The organism is Pseudovibrio sp. W74 (genome assembly GCF_001623085.1).
GTDB lineage: Bacteria > Pseudomonadota > Alphaproteobacteria > Rhizobiales > Stappiaceae > Pseudovibrio.
In genome coordinates, this window is record NZ_LMCJ01000022.1 from 15,202 (window position 1) to 37,499 (window position 22,298).

Here is a 22,298-nt window from a genome sequence, read left to right on the forward strand (position 1 = left end):
CAGAGCTTCGGTAGCAGGAGGAAGCGCCGTGTTTGACGCTGTAATGAATTTTGGTCTTGGTGAAGATATTGACGCTCTGCGCGAAACCATTCGCCGTTGGGCACAAGACAAGCTAGCGCCGCGCGCCGCTGAGATCGATGAAACCAACGAGTTCCCCAATGATCTCTGGAAAGAGATGGGTGACCTTGGCGTACTTGGCATGACGGCCGATCCGGAATACGGCGGCACCGGCATGGGCTACCTCGCCCACGTTGTTGCGGTTGAGGAAATCTCCCGCGCCTCCGCATCTGTTGGCTTGTCCTACGGCGCACACTCCAACCTCTGCGTAAACCAGATCAACCGTCATGGTACTGCTGAGCAAAAAGCAAAGTACCTGCCAAAACTTTGCTCTGGCGAGCATGTCGGCTCTCTGGCCATGTCCGAGCCGGGCGCAGGTTCCGACGTTGTTTCCATGAAGTTGCGCGCTGAAAAGCGCAATGACCGCTACGTGCTCAACGGCAACAAAATGTGGATCACAAACGGCCCTGACGCTTCCACTCTGGTGGTTTACGCAAAGACTGATCCGGATGCTGGCCCCAAAGGCATGACAGCTTTCATCATCGAAAAAGGTATGAAAGGCTTCTCCACGGCGCAAAAGCTAGACAAGCTCGGCATGCGCGGCTCCAACACGTGTGAGCTGGTGTTTGAAGACTGCGAAGTCCCATATGAGAACGTCCTTGGTGAAGAAGGCCGCGGTGTAAACGTGCTGATGTCCGGTCTGGACTACGAGCGCGTTGTCCTTTCCGGTGGTCCACTCGGCATCATGGCAGCAGCTATGGACATCGTCGTGCCTTACATCCACGAGCGCAAACAGTTCGGCAAAGCCATCGGTGAATTCCAGCTGATGCAGGGCAAGCTCGCAGACATGTACACCCTGATGAACGCCTCCCGTTCCTATGTGTACGCCGTCGCAAATGCGTGTGACCGCGGTGAAACCACCCGTAAGGATTCCGCTGGCTGTATCCTCTATTCCGCTGAAAACGCAACCAAACTGGCACTGGAAGCAATACAGTCTCTTGGCGGTAATGGTTACATCAACGAGTACCCAACCGGTCGTCTGCTGCGTGATGCAAAACTCTATGAAATCGGCGCAGGCACCTCAGAAATCCGCCGCATGCTGATTGGTCGTGAGCTCTTCCAGGAAACCAAGTAATGGCTGTCATCAAGTCTCAGGCTGCAACGGGTTCGGAAAGCTATAAAAACAACCGCACCCTGCACCTCGCCGCAATGGATGAGGTCCGCACCGCAAGCCAGCAAGCTCTGTTGGGTGGGGGCGAAGGCCCTCGCGAACGGCACGTGTCTCGTGGGAAAATCCTCCCGCGTGAGCGCGTTGCCCGTTTGATCGATCCGGGCTCTCCGTTTCTGGAAGTCGGTCAGTTCGCTGCCCACAACATGTATGAGGGCGCCTCGCCTTCAGCAGGCATTGTCACTGGCATCGGTCGGGTCAACGGCATCGAATGTATGATCGTTGCCAACGATGCCACGGTAAAAGGCGGCACCTATTATCCGCTGACGGTGAAGAAGCACCTCCGCGCCCAAGAAATTGCCATGGAGAACAATCTCACATGCATTTACTTGGTGGACTCCGGCGGCGCTAACCTGCCTCAGCAGGATGAAGTGTTCCCGGACAAAGAACACTTTGGCCGCATCTTCTACAATCAAGCCAACATGTCTGCAAAAGGCATTCCGCAAATCGCGGTGGTAATGGGCTCCTGTACCGCGGGTGGCGCATACGTGCCAGCCATGTGTGATGAGACCATCATCGTGAAAGAGCAAGGCACCATCTTCCTCGCCGGTCCTCCACTGGTGAAAGCCGCCACGGGCGAAGTGGTTTCTGCTGAAGATCTGGGCGGCGGGGATGTTCACACCCGCCTCTCCGGTGTGGCAGACCACTTGGCCCGTGACGACGCTCATGCGTTGGCGCTGGCCCGTCAGGCCGTGTCCAATCTCAACCGTCGCAAGCCAGACCAACTTCTGCTGCAAACGCCGGAAGATCCGCTTTACGATCCGGAAGAAATCCTCGGCGTTGTCCCGGCAGACCTGAAAACACCATATGATGTGCGCGAAGTCATCGCCCGTGTGGTAGACGGCTCTCGCTTTGACGAGTTCAAAGCCCGCTATGGCACCACCCTTGTCACCGGCTTTGCCCACATCCACGGCATGCCTGTCGGCATCATTGCCAACAACGGCATCTTGTTCTCAGAAGCTGCGCTGAAAGGCGCCCACTTTGTGGAGCTGTGCTGCCAGCGCAAAATCCCGCTGGTCTTCCTGCAAAACATCACCGGCTTCATGGTCGGGCAAAAGTATGAAGCAGGCGGCATCGCAAAAGACGGCGCTAAACTGGTAACAGCCGTGGCATGCGCAAAAGTTCCAAAAATCACCATGCTCATTGGTGGTTCCTTCGGCGCTGGCAACTACGGCATGTGTGGCCGTGCTTACTCACCGCGCATGCTCTGGACATGGCCAAGCTCCCGTATCTCCGTCATGGGCGGCCCTCAGGCAGCAGGTGTGCTGGCAACAGTGCGCCGTGACGGCATCGAGCGCAAAGGCGGCACTTGGTCTGCTGAAGAGGAAGCAACCTTCAAACAGCCGATCATTGATCAGTTTGAAGAGCAAGGGCACCCGCTCTACGCCTCCGCACGCCTCTGGGATGACGGCATTGTCGACCCGCGCAAAACCCGTGACGTCCTGGCACTGTCCATCGCAGCAAGCCTCAACGCACCAATCGAAGACACGCCCTTCGGCGTCTTCCGCATGTAAGGGGCTCGGTATGTTCAAGAAAATCCTTATTGCGAACCGTGGTGAGATTGCATGCCGTGTTGCAAAATCCGCCAAAGCCCTCGGCATCAAAGTGGTTGCAGTCTATTCAGACGCAGACCGCGATGCCCGTCACGTGCAAATGGCTGACGAGGCTTACCGCCTTGGTCCTGCGCCAGTGGCAGAGAGCTACCTCAACATTCCTGAGCTGCTCAACGCTGCAAAAACCAGCGGTGCAGACGCCATCCATCCGGGCTACGGTTTCCTTTCAGAAAACCCAGAGTTCGTGGAAGCGGTTGAAGCAGCTGGCCTTGTCTTCATCGGCCCACCTGCGGATGCAATTCGCGCCATGGGCCTGAAGGATGCCGCCAAAAAACTCATGGAAGAGTCCGGCGTTCCAGTCGTGCCGGGCTATCATGGCAGCAACCAAGACGCTGAGTTCCTTAAAGCTGAATCAGACAAGATCGGCTATCCGGTCCTCATCAAAGCCCGCGCAGGCGGCGGCGGCAAAGGTATGCGCCGTGTTGATGATCCCGCAGACTTCCTTGAAGCTCTGGAAGGCGCTCAGCGCGAAGGTCAGTCGAGTTTCGGCGACCCACGCGTGCTCATCGAGAAGTACGTCTTGTCACCGCGCCACATCGAGGTGCAGGTCTTCTGTGATGGGCATGGCAACGCAGTTCACCTGTTTGAGCGCGACTGCTCCCTGCAGCGCCGCCACCAAAAGGTGATCGAAGAAGCTCCAGCCCCCGGTATGACCGAAGAGATGCGCAACGCCATGGGTAATGCTGCCGTTAAAGCAGCTCAGGCCGTGGGGTATGAAGGCGCTGGTACGGTTGAGTTCATTGTTGATGGCTCAGAAGGTCTCCGTTCTGATCGCTTCTGGTTCATGGAAATGAACACGCGTCTTCAGGTAGAACATCCGGTCACAGAAGCCATCACCGGGCAAGATTTGGTCAACTGGCAGCTCTCCGTCGCAGCAGGTGGTGAATTGCCTCTGATGCAGGACGAACTCACCATCTTCGGCCATGCATTCGAAGCGCGTATCTACGCAGAAGATGCTGAGGCAGGCTTCCTGCCAGCAACCGGAACTCTGAACGAGCTAAAGCTGCCGGAACTGTTCGCCCGCATCGACAGCGGCGTACGCAAAGGCGATACAATCACCCCTTACTACGATCCAATGATCGCAAAGGTGATCTGCCACGGCGAAACCCGTGAAGCTGCACTGGCGAAAATGTCTCTAGCATTGGAAAAGAGTCAGGCAGTTGGTTGCACCACCAACATCACTTTCCTGCATCGCCTGTGTAACCACGACGGCTTTGCAAAGGGTGAGATGGACACGGGCCTTATCGACCGTGAACTGGAAGCTCTCACTAAACCGACAGCTCCAACCAAGCACGCTTTCGCAATGGCTGCTCTCATCGAGCTCGGCTTTGCAACTGAAACTGCATTGGTCCATAACGATCCGTGGGTGAGCCTCACAGGTTGGCGTCATTGGACAGCAGCCCAGCAGATTGCGCATCTGTCATGGCGCGATGAAGTCACCGAAGTTGTAGCAAACCGCCATCATGATGGCAGCCTGACCATTGCCATTGATGATGAAACCTTCAATTTGCAGATCCTCTCCGTAGACAACAACCACATGCGCGTGGATTTTGCCGGTCAAATCACCTCAGCTGACTTCTTCGCAGAAGACACCAGTCTCACATTGTTCTCCGACGGTGTCACATGGCGTTTCGATCTGCCGGATCATCTGGCAGAGCAGGATGACAGTGCAGCCTCAGGCAACGCCATCACATCGCCAATGCCGGGCCTTGTGCGTGCTGTAAACTGTAAGCCGGGTGACGAGGTTTCTGAAGGCGATACGTTGATCGTGACCGAAGCCATGAAGATGGAACACTCTCTCAAAGCACCGCGTGACGGCGTTGTGGCTGAAGTGATGGCATCTGCGGGTGACCAGGTGGAAGAAGGCGTTATACTCCTCACGCTTGAGGAGGAGGAATAACCGTTGTTGCCATCTGCGAAATCTTACGAGGAGCTCCGAGAAAAGTTTCAGTGGGGCATCCCGGAGTTCTTCAACATTGGCGTAGATATCTGTGACAAGTGGGCGGACAAAGACGCCGCCCGCGAAGCACTCATCTTCGCTGAAGAAGACGGGCCGACAACCACCTACACGTTTGGTGACTTGAAAAAGCTGAGTAACCAGCTGGCCAACCTGCTCCTGTCTCAAGGCATCAGCCAAGGTGATCGCGTCGGCATCCTACTGCCACAGGCACCTGAAACAGCCTTCTCCCATATTGCAATTCACAAGCTCGGTGGCATCTCTATTCCGCTTTTCTCCCTGTTTGGTGAAGAAGCATTGGAATATCGGCTAGAGAATTCTGGCGCCAAAGCCCTCATCACCAACAATGCAGGCGCTGAGAAGCTTGAAAAGATCCGCAAAAGCCTGCCAGAGCTTGAACTGATCCTGAACATCGAAGGCACAGACTTCGGCACCCGCTCACTCCATGCTGAAATGGCAGGGCAGAGCGAAGACTTCACACCAGTGAAGACCAAAGCCGAAGACCCCGCCATCATCATCTACACCTCCGGCACCACCGGCCAACCCAAAGGCGCACTGCACGCACACCGCACGCTGCTTGGCCATCTGCCTGGCGTAGAGATGCCGCACAACATGTTCCCGAAAGAAGGTGACCGCTTCTGGACGCCTGCCGACTGGGCATGGATCGGCGGTCTGATTGACGTTCTTCTACCAAGCCTACATCACGGCATTCCTGTCGTTGCTTGCCGTTTCAAGAAGTTCAGCGGCGAAGCAGCCTTCCAGCTGATGCAAGACCTGAAAGTCCGCAACGCCTTCATCCCGCCAACCGCGCTGAAAATGATGCGGCAGGTAGAGAACCCGAAGGACCGCTGGAACTATTCCCTCCGCTCCCTCGGCAGTGGCGGCGAAGCCCTTGGCGCAGAGCTGATCCAATGGGGTCAGGACACGTTTGGCCTGACAATCAGCGAGTTCTACGGCCAGACCGAGTGCAACCTCGTTGTCTCCACCTGCGCAGAACTGATGGAAACCCGCCCCGGCGTCACCGGCAAAGCTGTTCCGGGCTTTGATGTGCAGATCGTGGATGACAAAGGCACCGTTCTCGAAGCTGGTCAGCTTGGCAACATCGGCGTTCGTGCACCAAACCCTGTCATGTTCCTCCAATACTGGAACAATCCGGAAGCCACAAAAAAGAAATTCTCTGGCGACTTCCTCATCACCGGCGACAAAGGCGTGATGGATAAAGACGGCTGGATCCAGTTTGTTGGCCGCGATGATGATGTCATCACTTCATCCGGCTACCGCATCGGCCCCGGCGAGATTGAAGACTGCCTGCTGAAACACGACACAGTTGCCATGGCAGGTGTCATCGGCAAGCCAGACAAGCTGCGCACTGAGATCGTCAAAGCCTACATTGTGCTGAAGGAAGGTGTTGAGCCATCCGACGAATTGGCCAAAGAACTTTCTGATTTTGTGAAACAGCGATTAGCTGCGCATGAATATCCACGTGAACTGGAATTTGTCGAAGCCCTGCCAATGACAACAACCGGAAAGGTTATCCGCAGAGAACTTCGTGCCCGCGCTATCGACGAGGAGGTTTGATAAGCGATGAGCAAGAAACTAAACATTTTTGAGATGGGCCCACGCGACGGTCTGCAGAACGAAAAAACGCTGATCCCGACAGCAAACAAGATCGAACTGATCAACCTCCTTTCCGAGTGCGGGTTTGAGAAGATCGAAACTTCCAGCTTTGTCTCACCCAAATGGGTGCCGCAAATGGCAGATGCTGCGGAAGTCTTTGCAGGCATCACGCGCAAACCCGGCGTTCGCTACACAGCGCTGACACCAAACATCAAAGGCTACGAGCGCGCCAAAGCATCCGGCGCGGATGAAGTTGCAATCTTCGCGTCCGCATCAGAAGGCTTCTCTCAAAAGAACATCAACTGCTCGATTGAGGAAAGCTTCGAACGCTTCACTCCAATCGTGGAAGCTGCAAAAGCTGACGGCATTCCGGTCCGCGGTTACGTCTCCTGCATCGTTGAGTGCCCATACGATGGCCCGACACCAGCCCAAAACGTAGCAATGGTCTCAGAACGATTGCTGCAGATGGGCTGCTACGAGGTTTCTCTCGGTGACACTATTGGCGCAGCCACTCCGGAAACCACGGAAGCGATGCTGGATGCAGTCCTGAGCGTCATCCCGGCTGAGCAACTCGCCGGCCATTTCCACGACACCAAAGACCTGGCTCTGGCTAACATCATGTCCAGCATAAAAATGGGCCTGCGCACGTTCGATTCAGCCATCGGCGGTCTCGGCGGTTGTCCATATGCACCGGGTGCCAAAGGCAACGTCAGCACACTGGCCGTCGCAAAAATGGCAAAATTGCTGGACTACGACACCGGCCTCGACATTGAGAAGCTGGCACAAACGCAAGAGTTTATTCTCTCCATCAAAGAGGCAGCGGCGGCATGACCTATCAGAACCTTCGCATCGAAAAAGCAGACAACGGCATCACCACACTCTTGCTGGCACGCGCTGAAAAGCACAATGCTATGAATGCTGAGATGATGGATGAACTGATTGCAGCAGCTGAAGAGCTGGACAACTGTGAGCAGACCCGCGCAATCATTCTGGCAGCGGACGGCGAAACCTTCTGTGCTGGCGGCGATCTCAAGTGGATGCAGGCGCAGGCAGAGAAAGACCGCATCGGCAAAATGCAGGAAGCCAATCGTCTGGCAGGCATGCTCAAACGCCTCGACAGTATGAAGAAGCCATTGATCGCTCGTGTTCATGGTCCTGCTTACGGTGGCGGAGTTGGCATTCTCAGCGTCTGCGATCTGGTGGTTGCTGCTGACAACACCAAATTCGCTCTGACTGAAACCCGCCTCGGCCTGATCCCGGCAACCATCGGCACTTATGTTGTACGTCGCCTGGGTGAAGGTCATGCCCGTCAGGTCTTCATGAATGCCCGCCCGTTTGGTGCGCAAAGAGCCCATCACCTCGGTCTTGTCTCATTGGTGACAACACCAGAGGACTTGCACGCAGTAACGCAGAAAGAAGCAGAAGCTTATTTGAATTGCGCACCGGGTGCCGTAGCAGACGCAAAAGCTCTTTGTCAGAACTTGGCCCGTATGCCTGCAGAAGATCAGATTGACTACACAGCAAATGCCCTAGCGGACAGATGGGAAACCACTGAAGCACAGGCCGGAATTTCTGCATTCTTCGCTAAAGAAACACCGCCGTGGCGTAAATAGATCTTCACTCTGTTTTTTTGACCTGCGGCATATGCACAAATGCTGAGTTTTTTCTTTACTTGCTGGATCGCTTTGTTACATAGCATTTAGCGAAAAACGAGAAAAGAATGCTGCTGGCACTACAATCCATCAGGTCAAAACAGGACTTTCATACCCTTGTATTCATTGCAGGGACTGTTTTGCTGAACGCGACTGGTGCCGGATTGATCATTCCGGTGACCCCGGCACTGGTCGCAGAACTCAGCCAAACCACCATCGCAGACGCAGCTCTCTGGGGCGGCTACATCGCAGCAAGTTACGCTGCCATGCAGTTCCTCTTCGGCCCTGCTGTTGGGGCGATATCTGACCGTTTTGGTCGACGCCCAATCCTCTTGATCTCCCTTGCAGTCCTGACAGTCGACTACCTGATCATGACCTTCGCAGGTTCGCTCTGGGTTCTATTCATTGGCAGGCTCTTGGCCGGAGTTGCCAGCGCAACCTACGCCACCGCTTATGCAGCAGTCTCCGACATATCGCATAACGGCAAACGTGCCACCCGCTTCGGCATGGTCGGCGCAGCTATCGGTTTTGGCTTTGTCATCGGTCCGGTTATGGGCGGAACACTTGCCCTCTTCGGCGTCCGTGTCCCCTTTTACATTTCCGCAGTTCTGATTGCGATGACCTTCGCTTACGGCTTGTTCTACATGCCGGAAACCCTACCAAAATCGGCGAGAAAGGCTATTCGCTGGCGCAGAGCAAACCCTGTTGGCGCAACCATGGATATTGCCCAGTCCCCTGTTCTGGTGTGGCTCTTCATTGCGCTCTTCCTGTTTGAAATGGCAAACTTCGTGTATCCGGCAATTTGGCCGTACTACACAATTGAAGCCTTCCACTGGACTACAGCTCAGGTAGGTCTCTCACTCGCCATCGTCGGCATTGGCTTTTCCAGCGTCAAAGGTGGTCTTATCCGCTGGATTATTCCGCGCAAGGGCGAAGCGAAAACCGTGCTTTACGGCTTCTTCTTCGCCGTAATCGCATTGCTAGGCTTCGCATTTGCGCCAAACACACTCACAGTCATTCTGCTCCTGCCACCAGCAGCACTTGGCGCGATGATCCCACCTGCCATGATCGCCCTGATGAGCCATCACGTCTCACAAGACAAGCAGGGCCGTCTGCAAGGTGCGCTGACAAGCATCATCGGACTCACGCTTGTGCTTTCCACCTTGATGATGACACAGCTGTTCACCAGCTTCACAGCAGACAGTGCAGAGCTTTACTATCCGGGCGCACCATTCCTGCTGGCCGCATCATTCATGCTGCTTGCCATTGGTCCATTCTGGGTTGGTCTGAGAAAGATCAATATCAGCGGCTGATCTCAAACCTTACGCTGGAGAATGCCTCTGCAGATATTCATTTGTGGAGACAATATTGCTGCAAATGAACGACAGCGAAGCCATAATTGCTGCTTGCACAAACTCTTGCTGAGAAGACGTATCACAGGACCCCGGCTCCCGCGTCGCGCAGGCATCGTAAATAATCGTAATCGGATATCCGAGTTCTGTCGTCGCATGCGCTGCGGCTGCAATGCAATCCTTACTCATCGAACCACAGATAACCAGCTCCTCAACATTCTCATCATCCAGGATCTGCTTGAGGTTATTGTTGAGGAAGATGTTAGAGGTATACTTCGTCACGATTGGTTCATGCGGTAACGGTTTCGCCATATCGTGGATTTCAGCACCAATCGTGCCTTCAACCGTAAACGGCGCATCTTTCTCTTTAAAATGATGTTGGATGTGAACGATGGTTTGATCCTGAACGCGCGCATTTGTCAGCAACATCTGAATGTTCCCCGCAGCCTCGAACTGCCCTTCCAACTCACATTTCCCACCGGGAAAGAAGTCGTTCTGACAGTCAATTATCAGCAGTGCCGTTCTCGTCATCTTACACTCAACACCTCACATGAAAGGCCTGTTCCATAATAGTCTAATAGATATCGATTGACGGAACTCAGCTAGAAAAACCCGCATTTTTCATAAAATCTAGGAGTAAATACCAGACCTGATAAATGCCCGCGCAATATGCCAGCTCAGTTACTCAAATATTCGTCGGTAGAGATAACTTTGCCATAAAAAAACGATAGAGCCGCCATGATCGCCCCTTGAACATATTTCGCAGGAACAACTTCTCCTTCAAACTCAAGGTCACAGGTTGCACAGGCATCGTAGATAACGGTGATGGGGTATCCTAGGTCAACAGTCGCACGCGCCGCTGCATCAATGCATAGATGAGACATTCCCCCGCAGATTACAATTTCCTCAATCCCCGCATCCTCCAGAATCTGCCGAAGATTAGTATTCAGATAGCTGTTCGCTTTGTACTTAACCACCACATGCTCACCTTCGATAGGCTTGCAACTGTCATGTAACTCCGCTCCAATAGTGCCCTCAGCAAGGAAGGGAGCATATTTATCTTTAAAGAGATGCTGAATATGGACAATAAGATCATTGTTCTTACGAGCCACTGTAAGCAAACGCTGAATGTTTGCGACAGACTCAACCTGGCCCTCCAACTCACACTTCCCGCCTGGGAAGAAATCATTTTGACAATCAATAATGATTAGGGCCTTCTTAGTCATATCCCCTCTACAGGTTGCTCATCCAAAACGTTGATTATGCGCCATTCAACGAATGCAGGAATTCATCGGTAGAAATCACGTTGCTATGCGCAAATCTTAAAGACGCCATCATAGCAGTGTGAACATGATCCGCTGGGACGGTTACGCCATTGAACTCAAGATCCTCTGTGGCGCACGCATCGTAGATGATGGTCAGCGGATAACCCAGATCAAGGGTCTGACGCGCAGTCGCATTCACGCAGTTCTGGCTCATAGAACCACACATGACGATCTCATCAATACCAGCCTCAACAAGGATCTGCTGCAGATTGGTGTCCTTATAGCCATTCATGTAGTTTTTAACGACAACAGGTTCCCCGTTCACGGGTCTCGCACACTCGTTAATCTCCACCCCTGGCGATCCCTCAACCAGATAAGGCTCTGTTTTATCTTTGTACATGTGTTGAAGGTGGATGACGTTTTCGTCGTTGTCTCGCACCATCTCAAGAAGACGGGCAATATTTTTTCCTGCTTCCACCTGCCCCCCTAAAGGACAGCTACCACCAGGAAAATAATCGTTCTGGCAGTCGATAATGATCAGGGCCCTTTTAGGCATAAGCACACCTCAGTCCTATTGGTCTTATTTGAGCAAACAATAAGGCCAACACGTTTAAGCATGCCGGATTTTAAAAAGCAGATTTTATAAAATCCCGAGCTATCCCTAATCAGAAGTCGGCCTCAGGAGCCGGCTTCTGAAAGCAGTCAAAGCCTGAGTTATGCAGCCAGATACTCATCTGTGCTGACAACTTTGCCATACGCAAAAGCCAGGGATGCCATGAACGCACCATGTACGTATTTCGCAGGAATAGTCTCGCCGTTGTGTTCCATATCCAATGTCGCACAAGCATCACCAATAATGGTTGCTGTGTATCCCAGATCAACCGCGGCACGAACTGTCGCATCAATGCAGTTGTGAGACATAGAGCCAACGACGACCAGATGCTCAATGCCCTGCTCATCCAGCAATTCTTTCAGGTTGGTTTCCAAAAAGCTATTTGCAAACTGCTTGGTTACGAGCGGCTCACCATCCTGAGGCAACACATCATCATGAATTTTAACACCTTCAGTGCCTGCGTTGAAGAACGGCGCATTACCTGCTTCAACCACATGCTGAATGTGAATGATCGGAGTTTTCTTGCTGCGGCTGTCTTCCAACAGGCGCTTTACATTCTGAGCAGCTTCAACCTGCCCATTCAGCTCCCAGGCGCCACCAGGGAAATAGTCGTTCTGAACGTCAACAATAACCAGTGCGGATTTAGACATTTGTGCCTCCTTAGATTTGCTCTTGTCAGCAACAAACCTAATCAACACCTCCTATCAACTCGATTGGCATATACGACATAAAACATGCTATAATTGCCATATGATCAGATCAGAGACACATCATCCTATCGGCATACTGTCCTACACCGGCGCACAACTCTCAGCGGTTTATGGGCTAATCGATATGTTCCACGCTGCCAGCAAAAGCAATGCCAGCAGCATTGAGGCAACCGTGCTTCACGAAGATCAGATCAGCTCAATCGGAGCCACTACCTTCTCGGCGATAATCCTGCCTCCCTGTCTGGTCGATGATCACCCGACCGTCTCACCAGCACTCGTCCAATGGCTCAAACACCAACATGAGCATGGCGCCATTCTCTGCTCAATCTGCGTCGGCGCGATGTTGCTGGCCGAAACGGGCATTCTTGACAACAGGCCCGCCACAACCCATTGGGCAATCACCGAGGATTTTGCGAAGAAATACCCTTTGGTACAGCTCGATACTGACAAAATGATCGTCGATGAAGGCGATGTCATCACCGCAGGCGGCATCATGGCATGGACCGATCTGGGCCTCAGGCTGATTGACCACTTCATCGATCACACAACCATGCTCGAAGTCTCCCGTAGATTTCTCATCGATCCAGCCGGAAGAGAACAAAAAAACTACAGCCGCTTCTATCCCAACTTCTCACACGGTGATCAGGCGATTTTGAAGGCCCAACATTGGCTTCAGACCACCTATAAGAAAAAATTGACAGTACCCGAAATGGCAGAAAAAGCCGGACTGACAGGACGAACCTTCCAAAGACGGTTTGAAGTCGCGACAGGGCACACGCCAAACACTTATTTACAGCAACTCCGCATAACCGAAGCACGCCAGCAGCTGGAGCAAACCAAACGGTCCTTCAACGAGATCGCATGGGACGTTGGTTACGAAGACCCAACAGCTTGTCGCCGCGTATTCATCAAAACCACAGGCCTCAGCCCTGGTCAGTATCGCCAAAAATTCGGATATCAAAGCGCTGCAGCTTAATGAGGTTGGGTCAAAAACTCATCCGTCGAAACAACAGCCGCATTGGAAAAGATGAGAGAAGCCATAATTGAGGCCTGCACATCATCCACGGACACTTCACGCCCACGGAACTCCATACAGCTCGCAGCGCAGGCATCGTAAACAACAGTAACCGGATATCCGAGGTCTAAGGTCGCTCGTGCAGTCTCAACAATGCAGTGCTGGGTCATGGAACCACAAATCACCAGATCATCTATTTTATGGTCTGTCAGCAACGCTCGCAGGTTCGTCCCCTCCAGAGCATTGAAATTGTACTTGGTTACGACCGCCTCATCAGCTTTCGGCCAGACCATCTTGTTGATCTCAGCACCAAAAGACCCTTCTGCCATGTAAGGCGATTTTGGATCTTTGTAGACATGCTTGATGTGTATTACGAACTCGTGGTGCTCTCTGGCGTCTTTCAAAAGCTCAACAATATTCCCGGCAGCTTCCATTTGCTTAGGCAATTCAAACTTGCCACCTGGAAAATAATCGTTCTGGCACGCGATGATGAGCAAAGCAGTGTTATGCGTCATACCCAACCCTCTACAGCGCATCCCTGCTGGACTGGTTCAGTTTCACATGGGAAACGCCTAAAAAGCCTGAGAGTCTGCTGCGTAGGAACTCTTGAACAGAGCAGACTCTAGGAAAAATTTACCAGCTGCATACTATAAGCCAAAGTATTTAATCGACGCGCACACAAACAGTCGGATTTTAGAAAACTCGGAGGGTAAACGACTAGCTATGACGCTCTGCGTGTGCCTTGATGATAAATCATGCGCCATTGGTGGCCCGCGAACATCCAGATAGATGTTCGGCGCGTTCCATTCTCAGCAATATCGTAAAAAACCTGAACAAGCCCTTCACTCAGTTCACGTATGTGAAATCCTTCAATAGTTCTAGTCGGATAATCATGCGCCTCCGCAGGAAGTTCATCAAGAATCTGTCGGCGATCATACATTCGACCACTCGCACCAATCTCAGCAAAATCCACATGCAACAACTGCTCAAGTTTCTTCCGAGTCCTTCGAACTACGGGATCGAGAAGTTGGTTTTCAAGAGTTAAAAGTAAATCGAATAATGACTGCTCAACTGCTTTCGCAGCACGCTTGGCAGCTTTCTGTTCTGCGGTTCTGAACCCCCATTTGAATCCGAACCAAATCATCCAGAAAATGAAAATAGCAGGGAAAATTATCGAGAAAACATACTCAACAGCGGTTTTAGGAATCCACTCCAACCTCGAATCTACAAGTATCGCAAGTAACGTGAAAATAATGTCAATTGCGACAATTCCAAGCAAGCAAAGGCCAGAAAGCTTGTACAAACCCACACCTTCAAGACCAGTAGCATTTCTTTTATAGATTGTTTGCCCAACGCGCTCTCCGCAGATGATAACGACTATCCAATCAACGTAGTGCAAAGGAAGTTCCACCTCCCAGACTATGAAGTTTAGCATCATAAAAGCAAAGAAAACGGCTACAAACAGCGCGTAAATAGAGGTAAAATGACCCGCGTATCTCAATAAAGCAATCTGCGAACGATCCATAATCACTATTCAAACACCTTCAATCATAGATTGCATATATTATATAACACATCTCCCTCAGGGCAATAAAAAACCCAGCGCCTTTCGACACCGGGTCTCTTAATTCTTGTAGTGCTCTCAGCGTTTAGCCGCCGAAGTCGTCCAGCATGATGTCTTCACGTTCCACGCCCATATCAACCAGCATGTTGATCACGGATTGGTTCATGATTGGAGGACCACACATGTAGTACTCGCAGTCTTCTGGCGCAGCGTGGTCCTTCAGGTACTCGTTGTAGAGCACGTTGTGAATGAACCCGGTGTAACCGTCCCAGTCATCATCTGGCTGCGGATCAGAAAGCGCCACATGCCATGTGAAGTTCGGGAACTCTTTCGCCAGCTGGTCAAAGTCCTCAACAAAGAACATCTCTTTCTTGGAACGTGCACCGTACCAGAAAGTGATCTTACGATCGCGGTTCTCAAGACGCTTCAACTGATCGAAGATGTGCGAGCGCATAGGCGCCATACCAGCACCACCACCGATGAACACCATTTCCTTATCGGTTTCGCGAGCAAAGAACTCACCAAACGGACCGGAAATCGTCACCTTGTCACCCGGCTTCAGGTTGAAGATGAAGGAGGACATCTTACCGGCAGGAATACCCTGAGTGCCCGGAGGCGGCGACGCCACACGAACGTTCAGCATGATCATGCCTTTTTCGTCCGGGTAGTTTGCCATGGAGTAAGCGCGTTCAACTGGCTCATCCACGATGGACTCATACTGCCAGAGATTGAACTTATCCCAGTCTCCGCGGTACTGTTCTTCGATATGGAAGTCAGTGTACTTCAGCTTGTGCGCAGGGGCTTCAATCTGAATGTAACCACCAGCACGGAAGTTCACGTCTTCGCCTTCAGGCAGGTCCAGAACCAGCGACTTAATGAAGGTTGCAACGTTCTCGTTGGAGCGAACAGTACACTCCCACTTTTTCACGCCGAACACTTCTTCAGGCACTTCGATCTTCATGTCCTGCTTCACAGCAACCTGACAGGAAAGACGGTCACCGCAGCGTGCTTCACGCTTGGTGATATGGCTTTCTTCAGTCGCCAGAATAGAACCACCACCCTCGTGCACTTTCACGCGGCACTGGGCACAGGTTCCACCGCCACCACAGGCGGAAGGAACGAAGATTTTCTGATCTGCCAGAACATTGAGTAGCTTGCCACCCGCAGGAACGGAGAGCGTCTTCTCACCATTGATACTGATCTGAACATCACCGGATGCAACCAGCTTGCTGCGTGCCATCAAAATGACGATCACCAGCGCAAGCACGATCAGAGTGAAGAGCGTAATGCCCCAGGTAAAGTCTTGCATCTACTCGTCCCCTTACAGCTTCACGCCTGAGAAAGCCATGAAACCCATAGCCATCAAACCAGCAGTGATGAAGGTGATGCCAAGACCCTGCAGTCCATCAGGAACATCAGAGTATTTCAGCTTTTCACGCACACCAGCCATTGCAGTAATCGCCAGCGCCCAACCGATACCGGAGGACACACCGTAAACGGATGCTTCACCCAGATTGTAGTCACGCTCCACCATGAACAGAGAACCACCCATAATCGCGCAGTTCACTGTGATCAGCGGCAGGAAGATACCCAGCGCGTTGTAAAGCGCAGGAACATAGCGATCGAGGAACATCTCGAGGATCTGCACCACAGCGGCGATAACGCCGATGTAGGAGATCAAGCCCAGAAAGCGCAGATCAGTGCCTTCAAGCCCAGCCCATGCCAACGCATTGTCATTAAGCAGCGTGGTGTAAAGCACGTTGTTGATTGGCACAGTCAGCGCCTGCACAACAACAACGGAGATACCCAGACCCAGCGCAGTCTCAACCTTCTTGGAAACCGCAAGGAATGTACACATTCCAAGGAAGAAGGAGAGCGCGAGGTTCTCGATAAAGATCGCCTTGACGGCGAGGGAAAGAAGCCCTTCCATAATCAGTGAGCTCCCTCAGTTTCCATGATTTTATAGTCGCGCTTCTCAACCTGCGCAGGCTTCCAGGTACGGAACCCCCAGATCAGCAGGCCAATCACGAAGAACGCGGACGGAGGCAGCAGCAGCAGGCCGTTTGGCACATACCAGCCACCGTTGTTCACGGTCTCAAGGATCTGCACACCAAACAGGGAACCTGAGCCAAGCAGCTCACGAACAACTCCAACCAGCAACAGGATCAGGGAGTAACCCAGACCGTTACCGATACCATCAAGGAAAGATGGGATTGGCGGGTTCTTCATAGCGTACGCTTCCGCGCGGCCCATAACGATACAGTTGGTGATGATCAAACCAACAAACACGGAGAGTGTCTTGGAGATCTCGTAGAGATACGCCTTCAGAACCTGATCAACCAGAATAACGAGAGACGCAATAATCACCATCTGCACGATAATGCGGATAGAGGACGGGATCTGGTTACGTAAAAGAGAGATGAAGAAGTTGGAGAACGCTGTCACAAGCGTCACCGCAATCGCCATCACCAACGCAACCTTCAGGGAAGAGGTCACCGCAAGCGCGGAACAGATGCCAAGAACCTGAAGCGTGATCGGATTGTTATCGACCATCGGGTCCTTAAGCATGGACAAGTCTTTGCCAGCCATTACGCCTCTCCTTTTTTCAGATTGTCGAGGAAGGTCTTGAAGCCCTGCTCGCCCATCCAGAATTTGACGAGGTTGTCGACACCACGGGATGTCAGCGTTGCACCTGCAATCGCATCAATGTGGTGTTTGGAGCCATCAATACCCGCTGGAGCCGCTTTGCCAACGCCGATGTCCACGGACCCGTTGTCGCCGTAAACCAGCTTGCCCGGCCATTGGGCCATCCATTTTGGATTGTCTACTTCCGCACCAAGACCCGGGGTCTCACCATGGGAGTAAAAACGCAGGCCATAGACTTCATTGCCATCAGCATTCAGTGCAATGAAACCATAAAGCGTAGACCACAGACCGTAGCCGTGCACCGGCAAAATGATGCGCTCAATCTCGCCAGCATCATCACGCAGCAGATAAACTGAAGCCAGTTTAGCCTGACGTTTGATGGATGCCGGATCATTATCCAAAGCAATGGAAAGAACCGGATCTTTCGCAGCAGCGCGCTGGTCATAGGTCGCAGCGTCTGCCGAATCAGAGAACTTGCCAGTTGCAACATCAACAAGCCGCGGCTCAAAGGCACCAAATGCCTTCTCAACGTCGACACCAGCCTCGAAAAGACCAGCAACCTTGAGGATGTTGGTTTTCTTATCCAGCGTTTTGTTGATTTCCTGCTGAGGCTTAAGCAGCACCGCAGCGCCGGAAACAATCATCGAACAGATCAGACACAGAACCACAGCAACGGTAATCGTACGCGGAGCTGAGTCCAGAGGCATCGCGTTGAAGCGCGCCCAAAGACCTGTAGGAGCTGTTGTGTTTTCAGCATTAGGCATGGCGCTTCATCCTCCGTGTGATGTTCGCCTTCACAACGAAGTAGTCGATCAGCGGAGAAAAGATATTGCCGAACAGGATTGCCAACATCATGCCTTCTGGGAAGGCCGGGTTGATAACACGGATCAGGATACACATTACACCAATCAGGGCAGCGTAGATGTAACGGCCCGGATTTGTCATCGCAGCAGTCACAGGCTCAGTCACCATGAACACCAGGCCAAACATGAAGCCGCCAGTGACAAGGTGCCAGTACCAAGGCATTGCAAACATCGGGTTGGTCTCAGAGCCAATCAGGTTCAGCAACAGGCTGAAACCAATCATGCCCGCCAGACAACCAAGAATGAGACGATAATTTGCGATACCCGTGGTCACGAGGAACACACCGCCAAGAGCAATAGCAATCGTGGAGGTTTCACCGAAGGAACCCTGAATGGTACCAACGAAAGAGCTCATCCATGTGATGCCGTTTGCTGCCAGCCCCTGCATGCCGTCAGAGGCAGCAACACCCAGTGCAGTCGCACCAGAGAAGCCATCAACTGGCGTCCACACCGCATCACCAGACAATGCAGCCGGATAAGCGAAGTAGAGGAATGCACGACCAACAAGCGCCGGGTTCAGGAAGTTTTTGCCAGTCCCACCAAACACTTCCTTGCCGATCACCACACCAAACGCGATACCAAGACCAACCTGCCAAAGTGGCGTAGAAGCTGGAAGGATCAGCGTGTAGAGCATGGAGGAAACAAAGAAGCCTTCGTTCACTTCGTGCCCGCGCACAGTGGCAAACAGCACTTCGAAGATGCCGCCAACACCGAGTGTTACGATGTAAATCGGCAAGAAGTACAGCGCACCGTGCGCCATGTTGGCGAAGATGCTGTCCGGGTTAAAACCGATACCCAGCAGAGAGAGGATAAACGCTCTCCAGCCAGCAGGCTCAGTAATGCCCATTGCGGCCAGTGCAGAGTTTGTCTGCAGGCCAGTGTTGTACATGCCAAACAGGATCGCAGGGATCGTCGCCAGCACAACATACGTCATGACACGCTTCAGATCAGCGTGGTCACGAGCGTGCGGCGCAACGCTGGTCACTGTTTTTGGAGTGTAGATGAAGGTATCCACCATCTCATAGACGGCGTAAAACTTCTCGTACTTGCCACCCTTTTCAAAGAGCGGCGCAATACGATCAAACTTATCGCGCAAACTCACGGGTTAGCCCTCTTTCTCGATTTTATCAAGATTTGCACGCAGCGCAGCTCCGTATTCATTCTTGGAATGGCAGATGAAGGTGCATAGCGCCAAATCTTCTTCATCCAACTCCAAAGCGCCAAGTTTTTGCGCCATGTCAGTGTCCAGCACCATCAGGGAGCGGAGCAGCTGAGTTGGAAGAACGTCGAGCGGCATGACCTTCTCATAGGTACCCAATGGAACGATTGCGCGGATGGAACCGTTCTTGTTTGTACCAAATGGGAACTGCAGCTTGGTGCGGAAGAACCCGGAAGGATGCACATTAAGGTTGGACCACTTCGTCATGAATGGGCGAACCCAGCCAACAACGTCTTGCTTGTGGTCTTCTTCCATCAGCGTCACCTGAGTGTGATAACGGCCAAGGAAGGCAAACTGGTCGGCGGCAATAGTGCCGGAAAGGACGGACCCGGAAACGACACGAGCTGGAATACCCGGCAGTGTTTCACCAGCCAGCAGATCATTCAGATCCGCACCAATGCGAGTTGTTACGAGGCGCGGCTTGGAAGCCAGCGGACCTGCAACAGAAACAACACGGGAGACATCCAGTTCACCTGTCAGGAACAGGTTACCGATTGCGATGACATCCTGATAACCGATGGTCCAGACTGTCTTGTTTTCATTAACCGGATCGAGGAAGTGAATGTGAGTACCCGCATTACCTGCTGGGTGCTTACCTTTAAAACTTTCCATCTGCACATCAACAACGCTTGCACCCGGAAGGTTATCCTTCGGGCTGTGGCATACGAATGTGCGGCCATCGGTTAGTTTAGAGACAATCTGAAGCCCAGCTTCAAACGCGCCAGCATTCGCATTGATGATTACACCAGCATCCGCAGCAAGCGGGTTGGTGTCCATCGCAGTTACGAAAATGGAACGCGGCTGCGTTTCAAAAACCGGAACCTTGGAGTATGGGCGGGTACGGAAGCTTGTCCAAAGACCAGACTTGGCGAGTTGCTCACGAACGACAGATGCGTCCAGAGTTGCCAAAGCGCTGTTTTCAAACTTTGAGAAAGCGATCTGTTCTTCGTTACCATCATCCAGCTTGATGACGATGGTTTCCAGAACGCGACGTGCACCACGATTGACTGCTTCAATAACACCAGCACCCGGAGCAACATAGTTGATTTCAGGAGAGCGTTTGTCATTGAAAAGAGGCTGACCCTTTACGACGCGATCGCCTTCAGCAACCAACATACGCGGCTTCAACCCGTTGTAATCCCCGCCATTCACTGCAACACGGCGAACCTCTGGACCCTTGTGGATCTCTTGGTTCGGAGCACCGGTGATCGGCAGATCCAATCCTTTTGTAATCTTCATCCCTTACCCTGTCAGGCTTCTTATAGGGCAAACCACTAGATGTTCACGGGAGTATCTACGGGTAAATGATGCTAAGTCATTCTGCGAGTTACAAAATGCCGCGCATGCGGATTATTGACTTTGACAAGTCGAACCGAGATAAATCCCCCCACGGACCGCAATTTCAGCAACAAAGCCCGAGCATTGCTGAACGTCACTCATCCATGGCTCCGGTTAGGAGTAACCGCCCGCATACCATTAAAGTGCGTTGCGGTCAGCTATTCCTACGGATTTATGCGGGCCAATACCCTGATATACCGCAAATTTCAATAGGGATTCGTGACATTGACGTAACGGCAACAAGGCTGTTTCGCGAAAATTTTATCTCAAATAAGTTTTCCCCTATGTTTTCACATGCACGTAGTACCACCTACCAATTTCTTCACCATCATCTATTGCTGATCTTTGCGACAGCAGTATCAAACCCTATTTAACTTGACAGAAAACCAGAATAAGCCGATTACGCGGGGAAATTAACAAACTCTGAGGCCTAAATGCGCTTCCTCATTACAGCTCTCGTACTCATCTTTGTCACAGCATGTGTACCCAATGACAAAAGTCGCGAAGAAATCATACTTCACGGCAAAACCATGGGCACTACATTCAACGTCAAAGCCATCAAAGGGTCGTCTTCTGTAACCAAACAGGAACTGCAGCAGCAGGTTGACGAGGCTCTGGTTGGCGTCAACAAGGCCATGTCCAACTGGGACAAAAACTCCGAGATCAGCCGCTTTAACCGCTCCACCAGCACTGAATGGACGCCAATCTCTCGCGATTTCAGCATCGTGATGCAGGAGTCGCTGCGCATTCATAACCTGACAGCCGGTTATTTTGACGTGACGCTAGCACCACTCATTGAGCTATGGGGCTTTGGTACCAAGCAGGACACCCCTCCCCAGCCAAGCCCACGCGAAATCCGCAACGCTCTTGAGACTGTCGGCATGAGCACCATGCTGGAGTTTGAGACCGATCCCCCAGCACTGCGTAAGGTCAACACGGATACCACCGTCAATCTCTCCGCAATCGCAAAAGGCTTTGGCATCGACAAAGTTGCTTCTGTTTTGGAGCAAAACGGCATTGACGAATACCTTGTCGAAATCGGCGGCGATCTGGTCACCAAAGGCAAAAACACAAAAGACGAGCCATGGGTCGTCGGCATCGAAAAGCCGGACTCCGCAACTCGTACGGTTCAGCAAATCGTACGAGTGAGCAACAAAGGCATGGCGACATCCGGCGATTATCGCATATACAAGGAAGTGAACGGCAAACGCTTCTCACACATTATTGATGCTGCATCCGGGCGTCCGGTAACGCATAAACTTGCATCAGTAACTGTAATTGCTGACAATGCGATGCGCGCTGATGGTCTGGCAACAGCCCTCCTTGCAATGGGAGACAAGCGCGGCATGGCTCTGGCAGAGCGTGAAGGGATTGCCGCATTCTTCATCGTTCGCGAAGGCGACCACTTTATCACCCGGTCTTCCAGCGCGTTCAGAAAATTCGAGCAGTCTGCAGAGAAATAACGGAATATCGAAATGGCAACTTTCATCATCGCGTTTATCGTGCTGGTCCTGGTCGTAGCAGGAATGGCTATTGGCGCCGTTTTCAGAAACAAGCCGATCACTGGCAGTTGCGGCGGCTTGAACGCC

Annotated in this window: 21 protein-coding genes; 9 read left to right on the forward strand and 12 right to left on the reverse strand. The window is 52.3% G+C overall.

The features are described from left to right. The first annotated feature begins 43 nt into the window (after positions 1–43). From PsW74_RS17180 to PsW74_RS17210, 7 genes are all read left to right on the forward strand, one after another. Positions 44–1,192, forward strand: a complete 1,149-nt coding sequence (locus PsW74_RS17180; RefSeq protein ID WP_193757840.1) for an isovaleryl-CoA dehydrogenase — start codon at positions 44–46, stop codon at positions 1,190–1,192. Beyond that, positions 1,192–2,799: a carboxyl transferase domain-containing protein gene (locus tag PsW74_RS17185; protein WP_063290447.1), complete on the forward strand. Its 1,608-nt coding sequence runs from the start codon at positions 1,192–1,194 to the stop codon at positions 2,797–2,799. Before PsW74_RS17180 ends, PsW74_RS17185 begins: the two co-directional genes overlap by 1 nt. Before the next feature lie 10 nt (positions 2,800–2,809). Continuing rightward, positions 2,810–4,798, forward strand: a complete 1,989-nt coding sequence (locus PsW74_RS17190) for an acetyl/propionyl/methylcrotonyl-CoA carboxylase subunit alpha (RefSeq protein WP_063290448.1) — start codon at positions 2,810–2,812, stop codon at positions 4,796–4,798. 3 nt (positions 4,799–4,801) lie between these two features. Beyond that, a complete protein-coding gene (locus PsW74_RS17195; protein ID WP_063290449.1) occupies positions 4,802–6,433 on the forward strand; it encodes an acyl-CoA synthetase in 1,632 nt (543 codons plus the stop codon). A 6-nt stretch (positions 6,434–6,439) separates the two neighbouring features. Further along, a complete protein-coding gene (locus tag PsW74_RS17200) occupies positions 6,440–7,303 on the forward strand; it encodes a hydroxymethylglutaryl-CoA lyase (RefSeq protein WP_063290450.1) in 864 nt (287 codons plus the stop codon). Continuing rightward, on the forward strand, positions 7,300–8,085 hold the full coding sequence (locus PsW74_RS17205) for an enoyl-CoA hydratase-related protein (protein WP_063290451.1): 786 nt from the start codon (positions 7,300–7,302) through the stop codon (positions 8,083–8,085). Before PsW74_RS17200 ends, PsW74_RS17205 begins: the two co-directional genes overlap by 4 nt. A gap of 107 nt (positions 8,086–8,192) precedes the next feature. Beyond that, positions 8,193–9,437, forward strand: coding sequence for an MFS transporter (locus tag PsW74_RS17210; RefSeq protein ID WP_063290452.1), 1,245 nt, complete (start codon positions 8,193–8,195; stop codon positions 9,435–9,437). 9 nt (positions 9,438–9,446) lie between these two features. Here PsW74_RS17210 and PsW74_RS17215 read toward each other — a convergent pair whose 3' ends face one another. The 4 genes from PsW74_RS17215 to PsW74_RS17230 all read right to left on the reverse strand — a co-directional run bounded on the left by PsW74_RS17215 (position 9,447) and on the right by PsW74_RS17230 (position 12,004). Further along, complete coding sequence (locus tag PsW74_RS17215) at positions 9,447–10,007, reverse strand: isochorismatase family protein (RefSeq protein ID WP_057465429.1); 561 nt, start codon at positions 10,005–10,007, stop codon at positions 9,447–9,449. A 146-nt stretch (positions 10,008–10,153) separates the two neighbouring features. Next, positions 10,154–10,702, reverse strand: a complete 549-nt coding sequence (locus tag PsW74_RS17220) for a cysteine hydrolase family protein (RefSeq protein ID WP_063290453.1) — start codon at positions 10,700–10,702, stop codon at positions 10,154–10,156. A gap of 34 nt (positions 10,703–10,736) precedes the next feature. Beyond that, a complete protein-coding gene (locus tag PsW74_RS17225) occupies positions 10,737–11,297 on the reverse strand; it encodes a cysteine hydrolase family protein (RefSeq protein ID WP_063290454.1) in 561 nt (186 codons plus the stop codon). Between the two features lie 158 nt (positions 11,298–11,455). Then, positions 11,456–12,004, reverse strand: a complete 549-nt coding sequence (locus tag PsW74_RS17230) for a cysteine hydrolase family protein (RefSeq protein ID WP_063290455.1) — start codon at positions 12,002–12,004, stop codon at positions 11,456–11,458. A gap of 100 nt (positions 12,005–12,104) precedes the next feature. Between PsW74_RS17230 and PsW74_RS17235 the strand changes: the two genes are divergently transcribed. Further along, positions 12,105–13,040 carry a GlxA family transcriptional regulator gene (locus PsW74_RS17235; RefSeq protein ID WP_063290456.1) on the forward strand — a complete coding sequence of 312 codons (936 nt, stop codon included), beginning with the start codon at positions 12,105–12,107 and terminating at the stop codon, positions 13,038–13,040. On the opposite strand, the gene PsW74_RS17240 is transcribed toward PsW74_RS17235, so the two are convergent. The 8 genes from PsW74_RS17240 to PsW74_RS17275 all read right to left on the reverse strand — a co-directional run bounded on the left by PsW74_RS17240 (position 13,037) and on the right by PsW74_RS17275 (position 20,610). Next, positions 13,037–13,594, reverse strand: a complete 558-nt coding sequence (locus tag PsW74_RS17240) for an isochorismatase family protein (RefSeq protein WP_063290457.1) — start codon at positions 13,592–13,594, stop codon at positions 13,037–13,039. The two genes, PsW74_RS17235 and PsW74_RS17240, sit on opposite strands and share 4 nt — an antisense overlap. A 206-nt stretch (positions 13,595–13,800) precedes the next feature. Then, the gene (locus PsW74_RS17245; protein WP_063290458.1) at positions 13,801–14,604 is read right to left on the reverse strand and encodes a DUF4440 domain-containing protein; all 804 of its coding nucleotides are present in this window, start codon (positions 14,602–14,604) and stop codon (positions 13,801–13,803) included. 124 nt (positions 14,605–14,728) lie between these two features. Further along, positions 14,729–15,952 (reverse strand): NADH:ubiquinone reductase (Na(+)-transporting) subunit F, encoded by a 1,224-nt coding sequence (nqrF, locus tag PsW74_RS17250; protein ID WP_063290459.1) that lies wholly within the window; start codon positions 15,950–15,952, stop codon positions 14,729–14,731. Positions 15,953–15,964: 12 nt separating this feature from the next. After that, entirely contained in the window at positions 15,965–16,573 is a 609-nt protein-coding gene (gene nqrE / locus PsW74_RS17255; protein ID WP_057465438.1) for an NADH:ubiquinone reductase (Na(+)-transporting) subunit E, read from the reverse strand. A 2-nt stretch (positions 16,574–16,575) separates the two neighbouring features. Beyond that, positions 16,576–17,232: an NADH:ubiquinone reductase (Na(+)-transporting) subunit D gene (locus tag PsW74_RS17260; protein ID WP_057465439.1), complete on the reverse strand. Its 657-nt coding sequence runs from the start codon at positions 17,230–17,232 to the stop codon at positions 16,576–16,578. After that, positions 17,232–18,053: a Na(+)-translocating NADH-quinone reductase subunit C gene (locus PsW74_RS17265; protein ID WP_063290460.1), complete on the reverse strand. Its 822-nt coding sequence runs from the start codon at positions 18,051–18,053 to the stop codon at positions 17,232–17,234. The genes PsW74_RS17260 and PsW74_RS17265 overlap by 1 nt, the downstream gene beginning before the upstream one ends. Further along, positions 18,046–19,254 carry an NADH:ubiquinone reductase (Na(+)-transporting) subunit B gene (locus PsW74_RS17270; protein WP_063290461.1) on the reverse strand — a complete coding sequence of 403 codons (1,209 nt, stop codon included), beginning with the start codon at positions 19,252–19,254 and terminating at the stop codon, positions 18,046–18,048. The genes PsW74_RS17265 and PsW74_RS17270 overlap by 8 nt, the downstream gene beginning before the upstream one ends. 3 nt (positions 19,255–19,257) lie before the next feature. Beyond that, positions 19,258–20,610: a Na(+)-translocating NADH-quinone reductase subunit A gene (locus tag PsW74_RS17275; RefSeq protein WP_063290462.1), complete on the reverse strand. Its 1,353-nt coding sequence runs from the start codon at positions 20,608–20,610 to the stop codon at positions 19,258–19,260. Positions 20,611–21,143: 533 nt separating this feature from the next. Between PsW74_RS17275 and PsW74_RS17280 the strand changes: the two genes are divergently transcribed. Then, positions 21,144–22,172 (forward strand): FAD:protein FMN transferase, encoded by a 1,029-nt coding sequence (locus PsW74_RS17280; RefSeq protein ID WP_063290463.1) that lies wholly within the window; start codon positions 21,144–21,146, stop codon positions 22,170–22,172. Positions 22,173–22,298: the final 126 nt, after the last annotated feature.